The sequence below is a fragment of the Achromobacter xylosoxidans genome, assembly GCF_001457475.1.
GTDB classification, from domain to species: Bacteria; Pseudomonadota; Gammaproteobacteria; order Burkholderiales; family Burkholderiaceae_B; genus Achromobacter; species Achromobacter xylosoxidans.
Genome location: NZ_LN831029.1, coordinates 2,613,695 through 2,631,851 on the forward strand (window position 1 = coordinate 2,613,695; position 18,157 = coordinate 2,631,851).

The following is an 18,157-nucleotide window of genomic DNA, read 5'->3' on the forward strand; positions in this document are numbered from 1 at the left end:
CTTCTCCAGAATCCAAGGAATAGTATCCGTGACGTCCGCCAAAGACCCGATCCACGCCGGCAAGCGCCGCTTCCTGCGCAACGCCGCCGCCTCGACCGCCGGCCTGACCGCCTTGTCGATGTTCCCGCCCGCCATCCGCCGCGCGCTGGCCATCCCCGCCAACAATCGCACCGGCACCATCAACGACGTCGAGCACGTGGTCATCCTGATGCAGGAAAACCGCTCGTTCGACATGTACTTCGGCACGTTCAAGGGCGTGCGCGGTTTCGGCGACCGCATCACCGTGCCGCTGCCGCAGAACCGCTCGGTCTGGGAACAGACCAACGGCACCCGCGTGGTGCTGCCGTACCACCTGGACAGCACCAAGGGCAACGCCCAGCGCGTGTCCGGCACGCCGCACGACTACCCGGATGCGCAGAACGCCTGGGACGGCGGCCGCCTGTACCAATGGCCGCGCTATAAGCAGAACCAGTCGATGGGCTACTACACCCGCCAGGAGCTGCCGTTCCAGTTCGCGCTGGCCGAGGCCTTCACGCTGTGCGACGCCTACCACTGCTCCTCGCACGGCGGCACCAACACCAACCGCCTGTTCCACTGGACCGGCACCAACGATCCGCTGGCGCTGGGCAACGGCCCTTCGACCCGCAACCAATGGGACGGCCTGGGCGCCTCGACCATCGGCTGGACCTGGAAGACCTATCCCGAGAAGCTGCAGGAGAACGGCGTCAGCTGGAAGGTCTACCAGAACCTGCCCGACAACTTCACCGACAACCCGCTGGCGGGCTTCCGCCAGTTCCGCAAGGCCTATGAGCTGTCCGGCAACGACCCGACCGCCAGCAACCCCAATCCGCCCGCCTGGACGCCCGCGGCCGACAGCGGCAATCCGCTGTACAAGGGCGTGGCCAACACCATGGCCGGCGACAACGGCCTGCTGCAGTCGTTCCGCGACGACGTGCTGAACGGCTCGTTGCCGCAGGTGTCCTGGATCGTGGCGCCGGCCAACTATTCCGAGCACCCCGGCCCGTCGAGCCCGGTGCAGGGCGCCTGGTACATCCAGGAAACGCTCAACGCCCTGACGGCCAATCCGGACGTCTGGAGCAAGACCGTGCTGCTGATCAACTTCGACGAGAATGACGGCTTCTTCGACCACGTGCCGTCGCCGGCCGCGCCGTCGCTCAACCCGGACGGTTCGATGGCGGGCGCATCCACCATCAACACCGACCTGGAGCGCCACATCAAGCCGTCGCTGCAGGATGCGGCCGACAAGCGCGTCTACGGCCCCGGTCCGCGCGTGCCGATGTACGTCGTCTCGCCCTGGAGCCGCGGCGGCTGGGTCAATTCGCAGGCCTTCGACCACACCTCGGTGCTGCGTTTCCTGGAAGCGCGCTTCGGCGTCAAGGAAACCAACATCAGCGATTACCGCCGCGCGGTGCTGGGCGACCTGACCTCGGCCTTCAACTTCGCCACGCCCAACAGCGAGCAGTTGCCCGACCTGACCATGTGGACCAAGGCCACGGCGGACCAGGCCCGCGCCGACCAGCAGGCGCTGGCCCAGGTGCCGCTGCCCGACACCACCACCCAGGCCAAGCCCAGGCAGGAAACCGGCGTGCGTCCGTCGCGCGCCTTGCCCTACGAGATGCATACCAGCGGCCGCGCCCAGCCCGGTAGCAGCGCCATGTGGCTGGTGTTCGCCAACACCGGCAGCGCCGCCGGCGTGTTCCACGTGTACGACCGCCTGCACCTGGACCGCCTGCCGCGCCGCTACGCGGTCGAGCCCAACAAGCAGCTGGAAGGCAGCTGGGACGTGGCCGCCGACGGCGGCAAGTACGACCTGTGGGTGATGGGCCCGAACGGCTACCTGCGCCATTTCGCCGGCGACCTGGCGCTGGCCCGCACCGAAGGGCTGGGCGCGGAAATCCGTGTCTGCTACGACATCGCCAACGGCGACGTCTACACCAGCTTCATCAATAGCGGCACCAGGCCCTGCACCTTCGTCATCACGCCGAACGCCTACTACACCAACAATGAGAAGTGGACGATCACGGTGCCGGCGGGCAGCCAGGTCGAGCAGTCGTGGTCGCTCAAGGCCAGCGGCAACTGGTACGACTTCACGGCGCGCCTGAACGAGGACCCGGCCTACATCCGCCGCTTTGCCGGCCGGGTGGAGACGGGCAAGGCCTCGGTCACCGATCCGGCGATGGGCCAGTAAGGTCCGCCGCGCGGGTGCGGCCGGCAATGGCCGCGCCCGGCGCAACGCCTCGTGTCGCTTCCGCCCGGGAGACGACGCGGGGCGTTGTCGTTAGAGGCGGACCTGCGCCGGCTCTTGCGCGTCACGCGCCCGGAAGGCCGCGGCGCAGGCTTCGCAGATGGCCGTCGTGATGCCCTGGCGGGCGTGCTCGCGCCGCTCCAGCATGCCGATGGCGCGCGCCGCCGGCCCCAGGTCGTCGGGCAGGGGCAGGATGCGCAACTGCGGGCTGTCGCTCCAGTTCGAGCCGTTGATCAGCGGCAGCAGCGTCACGCCAACCTCCTGGCGCACCAGCTCGACCAGGGTCTCGATCGCGTTCAGTTCCAGGAACTCTTCCAGCGGCACGGCCAGCCGCCGCAGCAGCCGGTCGATCTGCAGTCCGGTGCGCTGGGTGCGGTCAAAGCGCAGGAAGGGGTTGCCCGCCAGCACCTGGCGCGCGTCGCGCCCGGCGGCCGAGGGCGGGGCGATCACCACCAGCGGTTCTTCATACAGCGGGGTCCAGCGGGTGCTGGCCATCTTGCGGCCGGCCTCCACCAGGAAGGCCGCGTCCAGTTCGCCGTCCTCGACCTTGCCGGCCAGCTCGCTGGCCTTGCCCGACAGGATGCGCACGTCCAGCTTGGGATGCGACTTCTTCATGCCCGACACCACCTTGGACAAGGTGCCCATGCAGGACACGATGCTGCCCACCGAGACCGACCCGGCCAGTTCGCCCGGCACCGTGCGCGGTAGTCGCATGCGGTCGTATAAATCCAGCAAGTGCTTGATTTCCGGCAGCAATTCCCGGCCCGCCGCGTTCAGGATGGCCAGCCGCCCGCTGCGGTCGAACAGCTCGCGCCCCAATTCCGCCTCCAGCGAGCGCATCTGGAAGCTGACGGCGGCCTGCGTCAGGGCCACCTGTTCGGCCGCCTCCGAGAACGAACCATGGTGCGCCACGGCCAGGAAGGTGCGCAGGAATCGGATGGTGCTCATGGGATCAATTCACAAAAATTTCTTTTATTACCGAACAAAAAATCAAATTGATTTAATTAGATCACGGGAGTACCTTCGCCTGCTTACCTCTATGAGACAAGCGCCATGAAATCCTTCGACTGGGTCAACCCGTATCCCTCCATCCGCATCCCGCTGTTCGCGCGCAATGTGGTGTCGACTTCGCACCCGCTGGCCGCCCAGGCTGGCCTGCGCATGCTGCTCAAGGGCGGCAACGCGGTCGACGCCGCCATCGCCGCGGCCGCCACCATCGTGCTGGTCGAGCCGGTCTCCTGCGGCCTGGGCGGCGACTGTTTCGCCATCGTCTGGGACGGCAAGGAACTGCATGGCCTGAATTCCTCGGGCGTGGCCCCGGCCGCCTGGAATGTCGAATACTTCAAGCGCAAATACGGCGTCGGCGCCGACGGCCTGGCGATCCAGCCCAAGCGCGGCTGGGACGCGGTCACGGTGCCGGGCGTGGTGGCCGGCTGGTCCGCGCTGCACGAAAAGCTTGGCAAGCTGCCCTTCGAACAACTGTTCGAGCCGGCCATCGAGATCGCCGAGCGCGGCTACGCCGTGCCGCCGGTGGTGGCGCACAAATGGGCCGCCGCCGCCAATGAACTGAGCAGCCAGCCGGGCTACGCCCAGGCCTTCATGCCCGAGGGCCGCGCGCCCAAGGTCGGCGAGCACTTCCGCTTTCCGGACGCCGCCTACACGCTGCGCCGCATCGCCGCCACCAAGGGCCGTGATTTCTACGAAGGCGAGCTGGCCGAGCGCATCGCCGCCTTCAGCCAGGAATGCGGCGCCGCCATGACGCTGGAAGACCTGCGCGGCTACCGCCCGGAATGGGTCAAGCCGATCTCGCGGTCCTATCGCGGCTACGAGCTGCACGAGATCCCGCCGAACGGGCAGGGCATCGCCGCGCTGATCGCGCTGGGCATCGTCGAGCGCTTCAACATCGCCGACATGCCGGTCGACTCGGTGCAGTCGCAGCACCTGCAGATCGAGGCCATGAAGCTGGCTTTCGCCGACCTCTACAAGTACGTGGCCGACCCGCGCTCGATGGAAGTCACGCCCGAGCAGATGCTGTCGGATGCCTACCTGGACAGCCGCGCCAAGCTGATCCGCCTGGACGGCGCCACCCATTTCGGCGCGGGCCGCCCGGCCGCCGGCGGCACCGTCTACCTGACCGCCGCCGACGAGAACGGCATGATGATCTCGTTCATCCAGTCCAACTACATGGGTTTCGGCTCGGGCGTGGTGGTGCCGGGCACGGGCATCAGCCTGCAGAACCGCGGCGTCGGCTTCTCGATGGATCCCAAGTCGGCCAACGTGGTCGAGGGCGGCAAGCGGCCGTTCCACACCATCATCCCGGGTTTCCTGACGCGCGGCGGCAAGCCGGTCATGAGCTTCGGCGTGATGGGCGGCGACATGCAGCCGCAGGGCCACCTGCAGACCGTGATCCGCATGGTCGACTACCACCAGAACCCGCAGGCCGCCTGCTGCGCGCCGCGCTGGAAGGTCAACCGCGATTTCACGCTGGATATCGAGACCAATATGAAGGCTTCCACTATTGCGGGCCTGAAAGACCTGGGGCATGCTTTGAAATCCGTGGACGATCCGTACATGGATTTCGGCGCCGGCCAATTCATCTGGCGCATGTCCGAAAGCGACAACGAGCTCGGCTACGTCGCCGCCAGCGACAGTCGCCGTGACGGCCAGGCCGTGGGTTTCTGACGCGGGCATTGCTGTCACGCATCGCGGCCCGGCCTTGCAGCCGGGCATTGCAGCCACAAGGGGAATAAACACAATGAAACGCTTGACCATGACCTTCGGCGCCAGCGTGCTGGCGCTGGCCGCCGGCGCCGCGTGCGCCCAGAACATCCGCATCGGCCTGCAGGAAGATCCGGACGTGCTGGACCCGCACCGCGCCCGCACCTACGTCGGCCGCATCGTCTTCACCTCGCTGTGCGACAAGCTGGTGGACATCGATCCCAAGCTGCACTTCGTGCCGCAACTGGCCACCTCGTGGTCGTTCAGCCCGGACAACAAGGTGCTGACCTTCAAGCTGCGCGAAGACGCGCTGTTCCATGACGGCAGCAAGTTCGACGCCGCCGCCGCCAAGGCCAACCTGGAACGCGCCATGACGCTGCCCGACAGCCTGCGCAAGGGCGAACTGGCCTCGGTCGAGAAAGTCGATGCGCCCGACGCCAGCACCCTGGTGCTGACCCTCAAGCAGCCCGACGCCACGCTGCTGGCGCAACTGTCCGACCGCGCCGGCATGATGCTGTCACCCAAGTCGTTCGCCGACGCCGACGTGGCCGCGGTCGGTCGCAAGCCGATCTGCTCGGGTCCGTACAAGTTCGTCGAGCGCATCCAGAACGACCGCGTCGTGCTGGAGAAATTCGACCAGTACTACGACGCCAAGGACTACGCCTTCAAGCGCATCACCTTCCTGCCGATCCCCGATACCACCGTGCGCCTGTCGAACCTGCGCGCCGGAGACCTGGACCTGCTCGAGCGCCTGAACCCGTCCGATGCGCCGCAGGTCAAGAACGACGCCAGCCTGACCTTTGCGCCGGTGGCCGGCCTGGGCTTCCAGCAGTTCATGTTCAACGTCGCCAACGGCAAGCGCGCCGAGGACAATCCGTTCAAGAACAAGCTGGTGCGCCAGGCGTTCCAGCTCGCCATCGACCGCAATGCCATCAACGAAGTGGCCGGCGGCGGCATCTTCGAACCGGCGCAGCAGCCGTTCCCGCCCGCCAGCCCCTACCACAGCGACAAGTTCCCGGTGACCAAGCGCGACGTGGCCAAAGCGCGCGCGCTGCTCAAGCAGGCCGGCTTCGACCGCGTCAAGGCCGAGGTCATGTTCGGCAACAACACCACCACCTCGTCGGTGGCCGAGATGGTGCAGGCCATGGCCTCCGAGGCCGGCTTCGACCTGTCGCTGCGGCCCACCGAGTACGCCGCGCTGCAGAAGGAATCCGCGGGCGGCAACTTCCAGGTGGTGATGCTGGGCTGGTCGGGCCGGGTCGATCCGGACGGCAACATCCACAGCTTCGTGACCTGCAAGGGCGCGCTGAACGACGGCCACTACTGCAACCCGGACGTCGACAAGCTGCTCAACGAGGCCCGCACGGTGCCCGATGAAACCAAGCGCCGCGCCATCTACGACCAGGCGCAGGCGATCATCCAGGACGAGCTGCCCGGCGTGTATAACTACTACCAGCCATGGCCGTTCGCGTTGGCCAAGAAGGTCAAGGGCTTCGTGCCGTACCCGGACGGCATGATCCGCCTGAAGGGCGTGACGTTCGCGCAGAAGTGATCGCGGCGCGGCGGTTCGCCGCCGCGCCCGCCGGCTGCCTGAACGCGGCCGGTCGTTTCCCGCGGCGGCCGCGCGCCGTGCCCTGACGGGCCGGCTCCGTCCGCCGCTTTCGTTCTACGGTTTTCCCTCATGCTCAAACTCATCTTGCGCCGCGTGATCGTCGCGATACCGACCCTGATACTGGTGTCGATGATCGTCTTCATGCTGCAGAAAATCCTGCCCGGTGACGCGGTGCTGACCATGGCCGGCGAAGAGCGCGACCCGGCCGTGCTGGACTACCTGCGCGAAAAATACCGCCTCAACGACCCGCTGCCGGTGCAGTACGTCGCCTGGGCCACCCAGGTGGTGCAGGGCGACCTGGGCAAGTCGCTGCGCACCGACGTGCCGGTGACCACCCTGATCGGCCAGAAGCTGCCGGTCACGCTGCAACTGGCCGCCATGGCGATGTTCTTCGCGCTGCTGATCGGCATTCCCATGGGCATCGTCGCGGCGGTGCGCAAGGGCAAGCCGGTCGAGATGGGCGCCAACATCGCGGCGCTGTCCGGCATGTCGATACCCAATTTCTGGCTCGGCATCATCCTGATCATGGTGGTGTCGGTGCAGTGGAAGCTGCTGCCGGCATCCGGCTACGTGTCGCCGACCGAGGACTTCTGGCTGTCGATCAAGACCATGCTGATGCCGGCGCTGGTGCTGTCCACGGCGATCGCCGCCTACCTGATGCGCCACACCCGCTCGGCCATGCTCGAGGCCCTGTCGGCCGACTACGTGCGCACCGCGCGCGCCAAGGGCGTGTCGCCGCGCCGCGTGGTGCTGCGTCATGCGTTGCGCAATGCCCTGATGCCGATCGTCACGCTGGTGACGCTGCTGTTCGGGGAACTGATGGCCGGCGCCGTGCTGACCGAACAGGTCTTCACCATCCCGGGCTTCGGCAAGCTGGTGGTCGACGCCGTCTTCACGCGTGACTACGCGGTGGTGCAGGGCGTGGTGCTCTGCGTCGCGGTGGGCTTCATCCTGATGAACCTGCTGGCCGACATCCTGTACATCCTGGTCAATCCCCGTCTGAGGCACGCATGAGCGCACTTCCCGCAACGGCCGCCGCCGTCACGCCGCCCCGCAGCCGCAGCCGCGCCTGGGCCAAGTTCAAACGCAACCACGTCGCCATGCTGGGCCTGGGCATCGTGCTGTTCTTCGTGCTGGTGGCGCTGGTGGCGCCGCTGGTCGCCAACCACGACCCGTTCCAGACCAGCTTCACCACCATCCGCAAGGCGCCGTCGGCCTCCTACTGGCTGGGCACCGACGAGCTTGGCCGCGACATCTTCAGCCGCATGGTCTATGGCGCCCGCGCCTCGCTCATGGCCGGCCTGGTGTCGGTGCTGATCGCGCTGGTGGTGGGCGTGCCGTTCGGGCTGGCCGCCGGTTACTTTGGCGGCTGGACCGACAGCTGCATCTCGCGCGCCACCGAGGCGCTGCTGGCGATCCCGTTCCTGATCCTGGCCATCGCGCTAGCCGCCTTCCTCGGCCCCAGCCTGACCAACGCCATGATCGCCATCGGCGTGTCGGCCGCGCCCAAGTTCATCCGGCTCACGCGCGGGCAGGTGCTGGCGGTCAAGAGCGAGGACTACGTGCAGAGCGCCCGCGCGCTGGGCGCCTCGGACCTGCGCATCATCTGCCGCCACGTCTTCCCGAACGTCATGCCGCCGCTGATCGTGCAGGCCACCATTACCATCGCCACGGCCATCATCGCCGAGGCCAGCCTGTCGTTCCTGGGCCTGGGCCTGCAGCCGCCGAATCCGTCGTGGGGCTCGATGCTGAACACCGCCAAGAACTTCATGACCCAGGCGCCCTGGATGTCGATCTTCCCCGGATCGGCCATTTTCCTGGTGGTGCTGGGCTTCAATCTGCTGGGCGACGGGCTGCGCGACGCGCTGGATCCCCGTCAGGACAAGTAATCATCATGGCAACCATGGACCCCAAACGCGTCGTCCAGGTCGACGACCTGACCGTGCGCTTCAAAACCCCCGAGCGCGTCGTCGAAGCGGTGCGCAACGTGTCGTTCCACGTCGATCGCGGCGAAACCCTGGCGATCGTGGGCGAGTCCGGCTCGGGCAAGTCGGTCACCTCGCTGGCGCTGATGCGCCTGGTGGAATACGGCGGCGGCCGCATCGTCAACGGCGGCATGCTGCTGCGCCGGCGCAACGGCGACGTGCTGGACCTGGTCAACGCGCCCGACAGCACGCTGCAACGCGTGCGCGGCGCCGACGTGGCCATGATCTTCCAGGAGCCGATGACCTCGCTCAACCCCAGTTTCACGGCCGGCAACCAGATCGCCGAGGCCCTGCAACTGCACCAGGGGCTGGACGCGGCCGCGGCGCGCGCCGAAACGCTGCGCATGCTCGAACGCGTGCGCATCCCCGAGGCCCGCGCCATTCTCGACCGCTATCCGCACCAGTTGTCCGGCGGCATGCGCCAGCGCGTCATGATCGCGATGGCGCTGTCCTGCAAGCCGCAGCTGCTGATCGCCGACGAACCCACCACGGCCCTGGACGTCACCATCCAGGCCCAGATCCTGCAACTGATCCGCCAGTTGCAGGAAGAAATGGACATGGGCGTCATCTTCATCACCCACGACATGGGCGTGGTGGCCGAAGTGGCCGACCGCGTGCTGGTCATGTACCGCGGCGACAAGGTCGAGGAGGGCGGTTCCGACGACGTCTTCGCCCGTCCCCGGCATGCCTACACCCGCGCGCTGCTGTCGGCCGTGCCGCGCCTGGGCGCCATGCATGGCACCGACGAGCCGGCGCCGTTCCCGCTGCTCAAGGTCGAGGAGGCCGCGCGCCAGGCCGAGCCGGCCGCCGCCCCGGTGGCGCAGCCGTCCACCGTGCGCCGCGACAACGGCCCGGTGCTGAAGGTGCGCGACCTGACCACCAGCTTCGACATCACCGGCGGCATCTTCGGCCGGGTGCAAAAGCGCGTGCATGCGGTCGAGAAGGTCAGCTTCGACCTGTATCCGGGCGAGACCCTGTCGCTGGTGGGCGAATCCGGCTGCGGCAAGACCACCACCGGCCGTTCGCTGCTGCAACTGGTCAAGAGCAAGAGCGGCACGATCGAGTTCGACGGCCAGAACATCGGCGCGCTGCGCGGCAGCGCCATGCAGACGCTGCGCCGCCACATCCAGTTCATCTTCCAGGATCCGTTCGCCTCGCTCGACCCACGCATGACGGTCGGCTATTCCATCATGGAACCGCTGCTGATCCACCGCGTGGCCAGCGGCGCGGCGGCGCAGGAGCGGGTGCGCTGGCTGATGGACAAGTGCGGCCTCGCGCCCGAGATGATCGACCGTTATCCGCACGAGTTCTCGGGCGGCCAGCGCCAGCGCATCTGCATCGCGCGCGCCCTGGCGCTGAACCCCAAGGTGGTGATCGCCGATGAATCGGTGTCGGCCCTGGACGTGTCGATCCAGGCGCAGATCGTCAACCTGCTGCTCGACCTGCAGCGCGAGCTGGGCGTGTCGTTCCTGTTCATTTCGCACGACATGGCGGTGGTCGAGCGCGTCAGCCACCGCGTGGCGGTGATGTACCTGGGCCAGATCGTCGAGATCGGTCCGCGCCGCGCCATCTTCGAGAACCCGCAGCATCCCTACACGAAGAAGCTGATGGCGGCGGTGCCGATCGCCGATCCGCAGCGCCGGCACCGCGAGCGCTCGCTGCTGGTCGACGAAATCCCCAGCCCGATGCGCAAACTGGGCGACGATCCGCTGGTCGAGCCGCTGGTGCGGGTCGGGGAAGGGCACTACGTCGCGCGCCATTCCGTCGGCGTGTACTGAGCCACTGCCTGATCGCCCGCCGCATCGGCGGCGGGCGGCGGCCGTTGCGCGGGGCCGGCCGCGCCACAGGCGGTATCATGGCGGCCTTCAGTTATTCGCCCCATTCAACGGATTTTCTCGCCATGGCCCTGCGCGCCACTATCTACAAGGCCGACCTCAACGTGGCCGACACCGATCGGCACTACTACGGCAGCCACTCGCTGACGGTCGCCCGCCATCCCTCCGAAACCGACGAGCGCATGATGGTGCGCCTGGTGGCCTACGCGCTGCAGGCCCAGGAAGAACTGGCCTTCACCAAGGGCCTGAGCGACACCGACGAGCCGGACCTGTGGGTCAAGGACCTGACCGGCGCCATCACCCTGTGGATCGAAGTCGGCCAACCCGAAGAACGCCGCATCCTGCGCGCCTGCGGCCGCGCCGAGCAGGTCATCGTCTACTGCTACGGCGGTTCCGCCAGCAGGATCTGGTGGGACGGCGTGCGCAACAAGCTGGAGCGCACCCGCAACCTCAAGGTCATCAACCTGCCATCCGAGCAGACCCGCGCCCTCGCCAACCTGGCCGAGCGCACCATGCAGCTGAATGCCAATATCTCGGACGGGGTGGTGTATTTCTCGGCCGACAAGGGCGAAGTCAGCATCGAGCCCGAAATCTGGCGCTGATGGCCAGACTTGTCCCCTTTTGATGCCCGTTCGTTCGGGCCGCGAGGCGCGCAACGCCTGCTGTCGCGGGTGATCGCGACGCTGTAGTGCGCCGCAACAAAAAAAGCGTGCAAAGCCTCGGGGGCGGGTTTATATTATGGTCATCATATTCAGGAGTCCCGACCATGGCCGGCCCCGCTTCCCGCAAAGAGCTCTCCCATGACCGCATCGTGGAAGCGGCCGCGCGAGCGATTCGCCGGGAAGGCTATGCCGGCGTGGGCGTGGCGGACGTCATGAAAGAGGCCGGGCTCACGCACGGCGGCTTCTATGCGCATTTCCCGTCGCGCGACGCCATGCTGGTGGCGGCGATGGAACGCGCCGGCCGCGATGGCGCCGCCCGCATGGCGCAAGGCATGGCGCGGCGCCGCGCCGAAGGCGCCAGCCCGCTGCGCGCCCTGGTCGAGAGCTATCTGTCAGAGGGCCACCTGGTCGGTTGCGAAGGGGGCTGCCCGATTTCGGCGCTGGCCTCGGAGATGCCGCGCCAGTCGCCCGAGGTGCGGGACATCTCGGCCAGCCGGGTGACCGGGCTGGTCGGCGTGGTGCAACAGGCGCTGCCGGCCGACGCCGGCCCGCACGCCGCGATGGCGATCACCAGCAGCCTGGTGGGCGCCATGCAACTGGCCCGCGCGCTCGGCGACAACGCGCAGGGCCACGCCATGTTGGCGGCCGCGCGCCAGTCCATTCTCGACCAGTACGACAGCGAGGGCCGCCAGGCCGCCCACTGAAGCCCCCTTTTTCGGGCCGCATTGCGCGGCCTTTCTTCATCCCATAAATATGATGATCATCATATTTATATAACCGGCCGGTGTCACCGGCCACAGCCAGAACGCAGCACCCAAGGAAAGACATCATGGAACTGAAGAACGCTACCGTCCTCATCACCGGCGCCAACCGGGGCATCGGCCTGGCCTTCGCCCGCGAGGCGCTGGCCCGTGGCGCGCGCAAGGTCTACGCCGGCGCGCGCGATCCGGCCAGCATCTCGCTGCCGGGCCTGCAGGCCATCAAGCTCGACGTCACCAGCGACGAGGACGTGGCCGCCGCGGCCGCGCTGGCCAAGGACGTGACGCTGGTCATCAACAACGCCGGCATTGCCGCGACCGGCGGCTTCCTGGCCGACGACAGCATCGAATCGGCCCGCCGGCACCTGGAGACCAACCTGCTGGGCCCGCTGCGCGTGGCGCAGGCGTTCGCGCCGGTGCTGGCCGCCAACGGCGGCGGCGCGCTGCTGAACGTGCTGTCGATCGCGAGCTGGATCAACCGGCCGCTGCTGGGCGTGTACGGCATGAGCAAGTCGGCCGCCTGGGCCCTGACCAACGGCCTGCGTCATGAACTGCGCGAGCAGGGCACCCAGGTGCTGGGCCTGCACATGGGCTTTGTCGATACCGACCTGACGCGCGGCCTGGACGCGCCCAAGAGCACGCCCGAATCGGTGGTGCGCCAGGCCTTCGAGGCGTTGGAAGCCGGCGCCGAGGAAGTGCTGGCCGACGACGCCACGCGCCAGGTCAAGCAAGGCCTGGCGGCCGAGCCGCCCGTCTACCTGCAGGCATGAACCGCGGGCGCCACGCCTTCGCGACCTTCCCGACGCCATTTCCGAGTCCGATCGACATGCATTCCAATGCCACCCCCGCGGCTCACCAAGCCGCCGCTGCGCCGTCCGCGGCCGAATCCCCCTGGCCGATCTTCTGGATCGCCAGCGTGGCCGTGTTCCTGGTTTCCCTCGACGCGACCATGCTCTACGCCGCGTTCGGCGCCATGCGCGCCGGCTTTCCCGAGGCCTCGGCCGCCGACATGTCCTGGGTGCTGAACGCCTACACGGTGGTCTATGCGGCCATGCTGATCCCGTCCGGCGGGCTGGCCGACACGCACGGGCGCAAGCGCATGTTCATGATCGGCGTGCTGCTGTTCCTGGCGGCCTCGGCCGCCTGCGGCCTGGCCGGCACCGTCGGCTGGCTGATCGCGGCGCGCGTGGCGCAGGCGGTCGGCGCGGCCTTGCTGACGCCGGCCTCGCTGTCCATCGTGCTGGCGGCGTTCCCGGCCGCGCAGCGCTCGGTGGCGGTGAGCCTGTGGGGCGCCGTGGCGGCGCTTGCCGCCGCGGTCGGCCCCAGCCTGGGCGCGTTCGTGGTCGATGCCGCCGGCTGGCCCTGGGCCTTCTACATCAACCTGCCGCTGGGCGCGCTGTCGCTGTGGTTCGGCGCCGCCCGCCTCGTGGAATCGGTGCGGCCCGAAGCGCGCCGGCGCGTCGATGGCGTCGGCATGGCGCTGCTGATGGTGGGCGTGGGCGCGCTGGCGCTGGCCATCGTGCAGTCGGAATCGCCGCACTGGAGCCGTGGCGAGCTGTGGATGGTGGCGGCCGTGGGGCTGGTGTCGCTGGCGGCCTTCGTGGGCTGGGCCCGCAGCACGCCGCATCCGCTGGTCGACCTGGCGCTGTTCAAGCATCGCACCTATCGCTACGTGAACCTGGCCACGCTCAGCTTCGGCATTGCCTTCGCGATGATGTTCTTCGCTTTCTTCTTCTACATGACGGGCGTCTGGCACTACAGCCTGCCGCGCGCCGGCCTGGCGGTCACGCCGGGTCCGCTGCTGGTGATGCCGACCGCGATCATCACCGGCAAGCTGGCCGCGCGCATGGGGCATCGGCCGTTCCTGGTGGGCGGCGCGCTGGTCTATGCCGCCAGCGGCCTGTGGTTCCTGCTGGTGCCCGGCGCCGAGCCCGCCTACCTGGCGCATTGGCTGCCGGGACTGCTGCTGAGCGGGCTGGGCGTGGGCATGGTGCTGCCCTCGCTGGCTGGCGCCGCGGTCAACCGGCTGCCGCCGCAGCACTATGCGGTGGGCAGCGCGGTCAACCAGGCCACGCGCCAGATCGGCGCGGTGCTTGGCGTGGCGCTGACGGTGCTGCTGCTGGGCAAGGGCGCGCTGAGTCACGCGGATTTCGACCCGCTGTACATCGGCCACGTTGGCCTGGCGTTGCTGACGGGCTTGCTGTGCCTGGCGGTGGACACGCGGCCGCGTCCGGCGCCGGCCCATGCGTGACCGGCGGCCCGGGGGCAAGGGCGCGGGATTGCATGGCGTGGGATGGCGCGCGGGCGGCCGCGCCCGCGGCATTGCGCCGCGCCTAGCGCGGCGTGCGCTGGTGCGGCACCAGCGGCGGCGCCGCGCGGCCCGCCAGCAGCTTCCAGAAGTCCGGCAGGAAACACTCGGCCACCAGCAGCGGCTGGCCCTGGCGCCAGAATACCGAGCGCCGCGCCCACACGCGGCCAGCCTCGCGCGCCTTGCCATTGGCCGCGAGGGCGCCCAGGGCGGTGGCGTGGAACGGCACCGGCGAGGCAAGGCGGCGACAGGCGAAAGGCGAGCGGATCACCGTGCTGTCGTGGTACAGCATGTCGGCCAGCGGTCGCGTCAGCAGCCGCCGCATGCCCTGCCAGGCGCCGTGCGAAGCGCGCAAGGGCGTCAGGCTGCGCGCCGGCACGCTGTCGATGCCGTCGACCGACATCAGGACTTCGCGCACCCATACGGGCGCGCCGGGCGCGATGCGCATGGCATGGGCCTCGTCGGCGGGGGCGCCGTCCGCATATTCGGCCAGCACCCGCAGGCGCACCTGTCCGACCTGGCGCAGGCCGGCGGTCAGGGCGCCCGGGCGGAACAGCCAGTGGCGCTGCGTGAGTGTCAGGACGGGCGGCGCGCTGGCCAGCCAGCCCGCGGCGAGGGGAGGGTGATGTGCTGCGGCTAGATTCATCATGGCTGCGTATTATGCCAAGGCCGGCGCGCCGTCCGGGCGCGATGCCCTGTGGCCGATTGCCGCAGGCGCGCCGGCGCAGGCCCCGAGGCGGGGGCGCCGGCGGGGCCTGCGCATACAATACCGCCCATGGAAAAAGTACGAATCTCCAAGCTCATGTCCGAGCGTGGACTCTGTTCGCGCCGCGAGGCCGACAGCTATATCGAACGCGGCTGGGTGCGGGTCGACGGCGAAGTGGTGTCCGAACTGGGCGCGCGCGCCTTCCCCAACCAGGTCATCACGCTGGAACGCGCCGCGCAGGCGCGCCAGACTTCCCGCGTCACCATCCTCATCAACAAGCCGGTCGGCTACGTCTCGGGCCAGGCGGAAAAAGGCTATACCCCCGCGGTCGCGCTGATCGACGCGCGTTCGCGCTTTGCCGGCGACCGCAGCCCGCAGCGCTTCGAGCGCGGCCACCTGGACGGTCTGGCCGTGGCCGGGCGGCTGGACATCGATTCGCAGGGCCTGCTGGTGCTGACGCAGGACGGCCGCGTGGCCAAGCTGCTGATCGGCGAGGACTCCAGCATCGACAAGGAATACCTGGTGCGGGTGCAGGGCGACCTGTCCGAGAATGGCCTGGCGCTGCTCAACCACGGCCTGTCGCTCGATGGCAAGGCGCTCAAGCCGGCCCAGGTGCGCTGGCAGAACCACGACCAATTGCGCTTCGTGCTGCGCGAAGGAAAGAAACGCCAGATCCGCCGCATGTGCGAACTGGTGGGCCTGAAGGTGGTGGGCCTGAAGCGCGTGCGCATCGGCCGCGTGGCCCTGGGCGACCTGCCGCTGGGCCAGTGGCGCTACCTGCGCGACGACGAACGCTTCTGACGGGCGCGGCGCAACGCCGCCGCACGCTTGCGGGTTCGGCCCTTGCAGGCCGCGTACAGATTTTTCAGTCTGTTTCCGAGCGCCCTTCATTTCATGAAGGGCGCGGTATCCTTCGCCTGCCCGTCGCCGCCCAGGCGCTCCATCAGGAATTCGATGAAGATCCGGGTCTTGGCGGGCAACAACCGGGATTCCGTGACGGCATAGACCGGGAACGGGCCCAGTTGCCAGTCCGGCAGCACCCGTCGCAGCTGGCCCGATTTCTGCTCGGCCGTCTGGCCTCCGACCAGCACGGTGATCCCCGCGCCCAGCATCGCCAGGCGCCGGGCCATCGCCACGCCATTGACGGAAAAGCGGTTGCCGGGTGTGAACTGGATGTGCTGGTCGCCGCTGTTGAGCGGCCAGCGGGTCACGCGGCCGGCGCCTTCGGCGCGGAACTCGATGCACTCGTGGCGGGTCAGGTCACTGGGGTGCTTCGGCTCCCCGTGCTTCTCCAGGTATTCGCGCGAGGCGTACAAATGGGCCGGCAGCATGCCCAGCAGCCTTGCGATCTGCGTCGAGTCGGGCAGTTCGCCGATCTCGATGGAAATATCGCTGGTCTGGAACACGCGCTGCGCGTGGTCGGGATTGGCCAGGTCCAGGAAAAAGGTGACGTCGGGATAGCGGCGCGAGAACTCCATGAACGATTCAGCCAGGAAGTCCGTGCCGAAATCCGCCGGCATGTTCACCCGCAGCGGCCCCGACGGCGTGTCGACCAGCTTCTGCAGCTCCTCGTGGGCGATCTGGGCCTCGGCCACGATGCGCTGGCAGCGTTCGAAGTACAGCCGGCCGGCGTCGTTCAGCTCGACCTTGCGGGTGGTGCGGCTGAGCAGGCGCAGGCCGACCGACCGTTCCAGTTCGGCCACCTGGCGAGACAGTGTTGATTTGGGCACTCCCAGGGCGGCCGCTGCACGGCTAAAACTGTGCGTCTTGGCGACCTCCACGAAGAGCTCCATGCCTTGTAAGCGTTTCATGGAAGGAATTCTGTCATATGGCGGGGCGAATTATTGTCCCATATCTGGAATGATGTTTTCGTAATATGCCTCTTTGTTTCTCGGGCGGGATAACGCAAAATGCCGATTCTGCAATGCAGCAAAGCGTCGAAGCCCTGCCTGAATGTCTGAGGCGAAACCACCCCAGTCAATCCTCACGAGCCGAACCGATGCATGGTTCGGCTTGCGCCGTCGTTGTCGCCGGAATCCCGGCGGGCGCAGGCCCCGGTGGGCGGGTGTGAGGGCTACCTTTTTAGTTGGAAATCGGGAATGCAATCTATGAACAAGAAAAGCGCTATGTGGCGCGGCGCGGCGGTGGTCACGCTGACGGCATCGGCCCTGACGTTGGCCGCTTGCGGCAAGAAGCAGGAAGCACCCCAGGCGGGCAAGCCGCAGGTGACGGTCGTCACGCTCACCACCAAGCCGGTTTCCCTGACCACTGAATTGCCGGGCCGCACCTCGCCGTTCCGCGTCGCCGAAGTGCGGCCGCAGGTCAACGGCATCGTGCAGAAGCGTCTGTTCACCGAGGGCGGCGAGGTCAAGGCGGGCGAACAGCTCTACCAGATCGACCCCGCGCTCTACCAGGCCAGCTTCGACAGCCAGAAGGCCGCCCTGGCGCGTGCCCAGGCGCAGCAGAAGACCGCCGCGCTGCTGGCCGAGCGCTACAAGCCGCTGGTGGCCACCCGCGCCGTCAGCCAACAGACCTATGACAACGCCGTGGCCGCGCGCGACCAGGCCGTCGCCGACGTGCTGTCGGCCAAGGCCGCGCTCGACACCGCGCGCATCAACCTGGTCTACACCAAGGTGCTGTCGCCGATCAGCGGCATCATCGGCCGTTCCTCGGTCACCGAAGGCGCGCTGGTCACGGCCAACCAGGCCACGGCCCTGGCCGCCGTGCAGCAGATCGACCCGATCTACGTCGACGTGACGCAGTCCAGCGTGCAGCTGCTGCGCCTGCAGAACGCGCTCTCCAGCGGCCAGCTCAAGAAGGCCGAGGGCGAGCAGGCCGCGCTGGTCACGCTGACGCTGGAAGACGGCTCGCAATACACCCAGCAGGGCAAGCTGCAGTTCTCCGAAGTCACGGTCGACCCGGGCACCGGCTCGGTCACGCTGCGCGCGGTGTTCCCCAACCCGGATCGCCGCCTGTTGCCGGGCATGTTCGTGCGCGCCCGCCTGGTCGACGGCGTTGCCGCCGACGGCCTGCTGGTGCCGCAACGCGGCGTGACGCGCAACCAGCGCGGCCTGCCCACGGCGCTGGTGGTCAATGCCGAGAACAAAGTCGAACTGCGTGAAATCAAGACCGACCGCGCCATCGGCGACCAGTGGCTGGTCACCGACGGCCTGAAGGCCGGTGAGAAGGTCATCGTGGAAGGCGTGCAGATGGTGCGTCCGGGTGTCGAGGTGGTTGCCACTGAAGCCAGCGCCAAGCCGGCGCAGCAACCGCAAGCGGGCGCCGCGGCGGCCAAGCAGTAGTCAGG

At 68.2% G+C, this 18,157-nt stretch carries 15 protein-coding genes; 12 read left to right on the forward strand and 3 right to left on the reverse strand.

Going from position 1 to position 18,157, the window contains the following annotated elements; all coding sequences use genetic code 11:
- Window positions 1-28 precede the first annotated feature (28 nt).
- On the forward strand, window positions 29-2,209 hold the full coding sequence (locus tag AT699_RS11790) for a phosphocholine-specific phospholipase C (RefSeq protein ID WP_006387458.1): 2,181 nt from the start codon (window positions 29-31) through the stop codon (window positions 2,207-2,209).
- Window positions 2,210-2,299: 90 nt separating this feature from the next.
- On the opposite strand, the gene AT699_RS11795 is transcribed toward AT699_RS11790, so the two are convergent.
- Window positions 2,300-3,214 (reverse strand): LysR family transcriptional regulator, encoded by a 915-nt coding sequence (locus AT699_RS11795; protein ID WP_006387460.1) that lies wholly within the window; start codon window positions 3,212-3,214, stop codon window positions 2,300-2,302.
- A 105-nt stretch (window positions 3,215-3,319) separates the two neighbouring features.
- On the opposite strand from AT699_RS11795, the gene ggt reads away from it, so the two are divergent.
- The 9 genes from ggt to AT699_RS11840 all read left to right on the forward strand — a co-directional run bounded on the left by ggt (window position 3,320) and on the right by AT699_RS11840 (window position 14,087).
- Entirely contained in the window at window positions 3,320-4,948 is a 1,629-nt protein-coding gene (gene ggt, locus AT699_RS11800) for a gamma-glutamyltransferase (RefSeq protein WP_024068603.1), read from the forward strand.
- Window positions 4,949-5,021: 73 nt separating this feature from the next.
- Window positions 5,022-6,536 (forward strand): ABC transporter substrate-binding protein, encoded by a 1,515-nt coding sequence (locus tag AT699_RS11805; protein ID WP_024068604.1) that lies wholly within the window; start codon window positions 5,022-5,024, stop codon window positions 6,534-6,536.
- A gap of 129 nt (window positions 6,537-6,665) precedes the next feature.
- A complete protein-coding gene (locus AT699_RS11810) occupies window positions 6,666-7,610 on the forward strand; it encodes an ABC transporter permease (RefSeq protein WP_006387465.1) in 945 nt (314 codons plus the stop codon).
- Window positions 7,607-8,485, forward strand: coding sequence for an ABC transporter permease (locus tag AT699_RS11815; protein WP_006387466.1), 879 nt, complete (start codon window positions 7,607-7,609; stop codon window positions 8,483-8,485). The genes AT699_RS11810 and AT699_RS11815 overlap by 4 nt, the downstream gene beginning before the upstream one ends.
- Window positions 8,486-8,499: 14 nt before the next feature.
- Window positions 8,500-10,359, forward strand: a complete 1,860-nt coding sequence (locus tag AT699_RS11820) for a dipeptide ABC transporter ATP-binding protein (protein ID WP_024068605.1) — start codon at window positions 8,500-8,502, stop codon at window positions 10,357-10,359.
- Between the two features lie 122 nt (window positions 10,360-10,481).
- The gene (locus AT699_RS11825) at window positions 10,482-11,018 is read left to right on the forward strand and encodes a YaeQ family protein (protein ID WP_058207298.1); all 537 of its coding nucleotides are present in this window, start codon (window positions 10,482-10,484) and stop codon (window positions 11,016-11,018) included.
- A gap of 164 nt (window positions 11,019-11,182) precedes the next feature.
- Complete coding sequence (locus tag AT699_RS11830; protein ID WP_024068607.1) at window positions 11,183-11,782, forward strand: TetR/AcrR family transcriptional regulator; 600 nt, start codon at window positions 11,183-11,185, stop codon at window positions 11,780-11,782.
- A 125-nt stretch (window positions 11,783-11,907) separates the two neighbouring features.
- The gene (locus tag AT699_RS11835) at window positions 11,908-12,606 is read left to right on the forward strand and encodes an SDR family oxidoreductase (protein WP_006387470.1); all 699 of its coding nucleotides are present in this window, start codon (window positions 11,908-11,910) and stop codon (window positions 12,604-12,606) included.
- A 56-nt stretch (window positions 12,607-12,662) separates the two neighbouring features.
- Complete coding sequence (locus tag AT699_RS11840) at window positions 12,663-14,087, forward strand: DHA2 family efflux MFS transporter permease subunit (RefSeq protein WP_024068608.1); 1,425 nt, start codon at window positions 12,663-12,665, stop codon at window positions 14,085-14,087.
- Between the two features lie 82 nt (window positions 14,088-14,169).
- On the opposite strand, the gene AT699_RS11845 is transcribed toward AT699_RS11840, so the two are convergent.
- Window positions 14,170-14,790, reverse strand: a complete 621-nt coding sequence (locus AT699_RS11845) for a chorismate--pyruvate lyase family protein (RefSeq protein WP_038504796.1) — start codon at window positions 14,788-14,790, stop codon at window positions 14,170-14,172.
- Between the two features lie 129 nt (window positions 14,791-14,919).
- Between AT699_RS11845 and AT699_RS11850 the strand changes: the two genes are divergently transcribed.
- On the forward strand, window positions 14,920-15,651 hold the full coding sequence (locus tag AT699_RS11850) for a pseudouridine synthase (RefSeq protein WP_020927307.1): 732 nt from the start codon (window positions 14,920-14,922) through the stop codon (window positions 15,649-15,651).
- A gap of 86 nt (window positions 15,652-15,737) precedes the next feature.
- On the opposite strand, the gene AT699_RS11855 is transcribed toward AT699_RS11850, so the two are convergent.
- A complete protein-coding gene (locus AT699_RS11855; protein ID WP_058207299.1) occupies window positions 15,738-16,643 on the reverse strand; it encodes a LysR family transcriptional regulator in 906 nt (301 codons plus the stop codon).
- Window positions 16,644-16,958: 315 nt separating this feature from the next.
- On the opposite strand from AT699_RS11855, the gene AT699_RS11860 reads away from it, so the two are divergent.
- The gene (locus tag AT699_RS11860; protein WP_020927310.1) at window positions 16,959-18,152 is read left to right on the forward strand and encodes an efflux RND transporter periplasmic adaptor subunit; all 1,194 of its coding nucleotides are present in this window, start codon (window positions 16,959-16,961) and stop codon (window positions 18,150-18,152) included.
- Window positions 18,153-18,157: the final 5 nt, after the last annotated feature.